The sequence below is a fragment of the Caldisalinibacter kiritimatiensis genome, from assembly GCF_000387765.1.
In the GTDB taxonomy this organism is placed as follows: Bacteria; Bacillota; Clostridia; order Tissierellales; family Caldisalinibacteraceae; genus Caldisalinibacter; species Caldisalinibacter kiritimatiensis.
Window position 1 is genome coordinate 1 of the sequence record NZ_ARZA01000028.1, and the last position, 2,968, is coordinate 2,968.

Genomic DNA, 2,968 nt, shown 5'->3' on the forward strand with positions numbered 1-2,968 from the left:
CTTTCAAACCTGTATTTAACTTAATTACAAGCTATATAATAAATATACTTTCTTATATAAAAATAAAAACGACTCCAAAATTGGAGCCGTTTAACATTACTTAGTTTCTATTAAATTTTTAGCTATTTCTTTATATACCTTACCTACTTCTGATTCTAAATCGATAACTGAAGGTACTCCCTTATCGCTATCTTCTCTTATACCTGTAACTAAAGGTATTTCTCCTAAAAGTGTTGTATTAAGCTCTTTACTTAATTTTTCTCCTTCAGCTTTTCCGAATATATAATGCTTTTCACCACAATTATTACATACAAAGTAAGACATATTTTCGATTAAACCAATTATTTTGCTGTTTGTTTTATTAGCCATTAAACCTAATCTCTTAGCTACGTTTGCTGCAGTAATTTGTGGAGTAGTAACTATTAAAATTTCAGCCTTAGGAAGTTTTTGCATAAGACTTAATGGTACATCCCCTGTTCCAGGAGGTAAGTCTATTAGCATATAGTCTAAATCTCCCCAATATACATCATTCATGAATTGGTCTAGTACTCCACCTAATAAAGGACCTCTCCAGATAAGAGCTTGATCTCCTTCTACTAAGTTACCCATTGACATAACCTTTACACCGTTTCTTTCAATAGGTAAAATAAATCCACCTTCGATTGCCATAGGCTTCACATCTTTTATACCTAATATCTGAGGAATACTATATCCTAGAATGTCTGCATCAATTAATCCAACCTTATATCCCATTTCAGCTAAAGTAACAGCTAAGTTTGCAGTAACAGTTGACTTACCAACTCCACCTTTACCACTACCTATTGCTATTACCCTAGTGTTTTTAAATGGTTCTGCTTTTTTCTGTTTACCATGTAATTTTTCTATAAGCTTATCTTTTTGCTCTTTACTCATTTCACCAAATATTACTTTTACTTTTGTTACTTCATCTAGTTTGCCAACTTCTCTTTTTATATCTTCTTCCATTTTTGCTTTCATAGGACACCCAATAGTTGTAAGTGATACGTTTACCATTACTTCACTGCCGTCAAGAACTACTTCTTCTATCATGTCTAATTCTACTAAACTCTTATGTAGCTCTGGGTCGTTTACGTTTTCTAAAGCCTTGTAAACCTTTTCTTTTAATTCCATTTTCGTTTCCTCCTTGTTTATTCACCTTTATCCTAGTATAGTATACATCTAAATAATATTATCATATATAAAATATAATACAATTTCAACTTAAAAGCAAATGCCCTTAATAATTATTTACCCAAAAAATATATTTATACACAAATTGTTAGTTGTTAGTTGTTAGTAGAAAAAAGCTCTTAGTTCTTTGCTCTTAGCGAATATCGAGTAGCGAATAGCCTAATTCTTTCTAATGTTTTCCTAAGAGCTGAGAACTGGGAACTAAGAACCGAATAAAAGTCTACTAACTACGAGCAACTAACCGCTAACTTTTCTTATTATTCTCTTTTCTGTAATTACATAATCTAGAGGAACATCAAATTCTTCTACAGGCACTCTTTCTACTATCTGAAATTCATATGCTATACCTACCTTTATAACTTTATCCTTAACATCAGAAAAGAATCTGTCGTAATAACCTCCCCCAAATCCTATCCTGCAGCATCTTTCATCAAATACTACTCCTGGTACTATCACTATATCTATATCTTCTTTGTTGACTGGTCTTAAATATTCTTTGCTAGGCTCCATATATCCATAATAGCTTTTTACAAGTTCTTTTTCTTGGTCTTTAAGTAAAGTAGGTATAATCTCTTTTTTTTCTTTAACCGTAAATGGAACTATAACATTTTTCTTTAGCCTTTTACAATGAGATAATAACTTATATGTATCCACTTCATTTTTGAAACTTAAATAAATCATAACATTCTTACTTTCTTTAAATATATCCATATTTACTAATCTAGAAATTATTTTTTCACTTAAGCCTTCAACTTCACTTTTTTTCATATTATTTCGTATGTTTAATATTTCTTTTCTTAGCTTTTCCTTTTGTACAGTTATCAAATTTTTCACTCCCTAATCTAGCTTTTCAATCTCAACCCATATCATTAATTCTTCAGATAATACTAATTTTTTTACCTTCAGCTTATATTCTTCTTTATCTAACCTCATTATCCTTTTATCAATTACTTCTGTGACCATATCTACGTCTATGTTTTTGACTTCTTTACCTATTATTCCTTTATACTTTTGCTTAATTACTTTTTCTAAAGTCGTCTCGTCAATTTCTTCTTCATCATATGAAAAAATAATATCTATACTCTTTAATATGAACTTTGATTTATTAATTGATTCCTCCAATTTTTCCAGTCGTATGTCCTTATCCTGAACTTGTGTTTCTAAATAGTTTATCCTTTCAATATATTCATCTAATCTGTAGCTTATCAACGTACCCATACCAACTGCTCCAGCTAACATACCAATTATTATTCCTGTTATAAGGGTAAAAAAATACTTGAAGCCTTTACTCTTTATTCCATCCATATTTTACTCCACCTCTGTATTAACTTGATAAAACTATATCCAAGATTAGCTCCTATTAAAGCAGTCATAATATATAATATCTGCTTAATAACTGATTTTATTTCGCCTTTCAGTAAGCCCTTTTCAATGGCTTGAAAGGAGGAAAATGTACCACCTAAAGCAACTGCTACTGCCCAAATTTTTATTGAACTTGCTACACTTATCATAGTTTTAACCGGAGAGTGATTGTTAACAATAGCTCCCATTCCAGCAAATACACTAGCTCCAACTATTACTCCAAAGGCTATTAAAAAGTTATATAATAAATTGCTAAAAAAATCACACACATCCATCACCTTTTTATAATTTTTGTATAAGTTATGAGATGGATATGGGATTTATTACATTTAAAAAAGGGTCAGGCCTGAATAAGTGAATAACTTTAAAGTTATTCACTTATTCAGGCCTGACCCCT

The 2,968-nt window shown here is 30.5% G+C and carries 4 protein-coding genes; all 4 read right to left on the reverse strand.

Annotated features, from left to right (window positions below; all coding sequences use genetic code 11):
• Positions 1 to 96: 96 nt before the first annotated feature.
• The 4 genes from L21TH_RS00840 to L21TH_RS00855 all read right to left on the reverse strand — a co-directional run bounded on the left by L21TH_RS00840 (position 97) and on the right by L21TH_RS00855 (position 2,846).
• A complete protein-coding gene (locus L21TH_RS00840; protein ID WP_006306530.1) occupies positions 97 to 1,149 on the reverse strand; it encodes an Mrp/NBP35 family ATP-binding protein in 1,053 nt (350 codons plus the stop codon).
• A gap of 297 nt (positions 1,150 to 1,446) precedes the next feature.
• Entirely contained in the window at positions 1,447 to 2,034 is a 588-nt protein-coding gene (locus L21TH_RS00845; protein WP_006306531.1) for a 5-formyltetrahydrofolate cyclo-ligase, read from the reverse strand.
• 12 nt (positions 2,035 to 2,046) lie between these two features.
• Complete coding sequence (locus L21TH_RS00850; protein ID WP_006306532.1) at positions 2,047 to 2,514, reverse strand: sporulation membrane protein YtrI; 468 nt, start codon at positions 2,512 to 2,514, stop codon at positions 2,047 to 2,049.
• Positions 2,502 to 2,846, reverse strand: coding sequence for a YtrH family sporulation protein (locus L21TH_RS00855; RefSeq protein ID WP_034428901.1), 345 nt, complete (start codon positions 2,844 to 2,846; stop codon positions 2,502 to 2,504). Before L21TH_RS00855 ends, L21TH_RS00850 begins: the two co-directional genes overlap by 13 nt.
• Between the last annotated feature and the right edge of the window lie 122 nt (positions 2,847 to 2,968).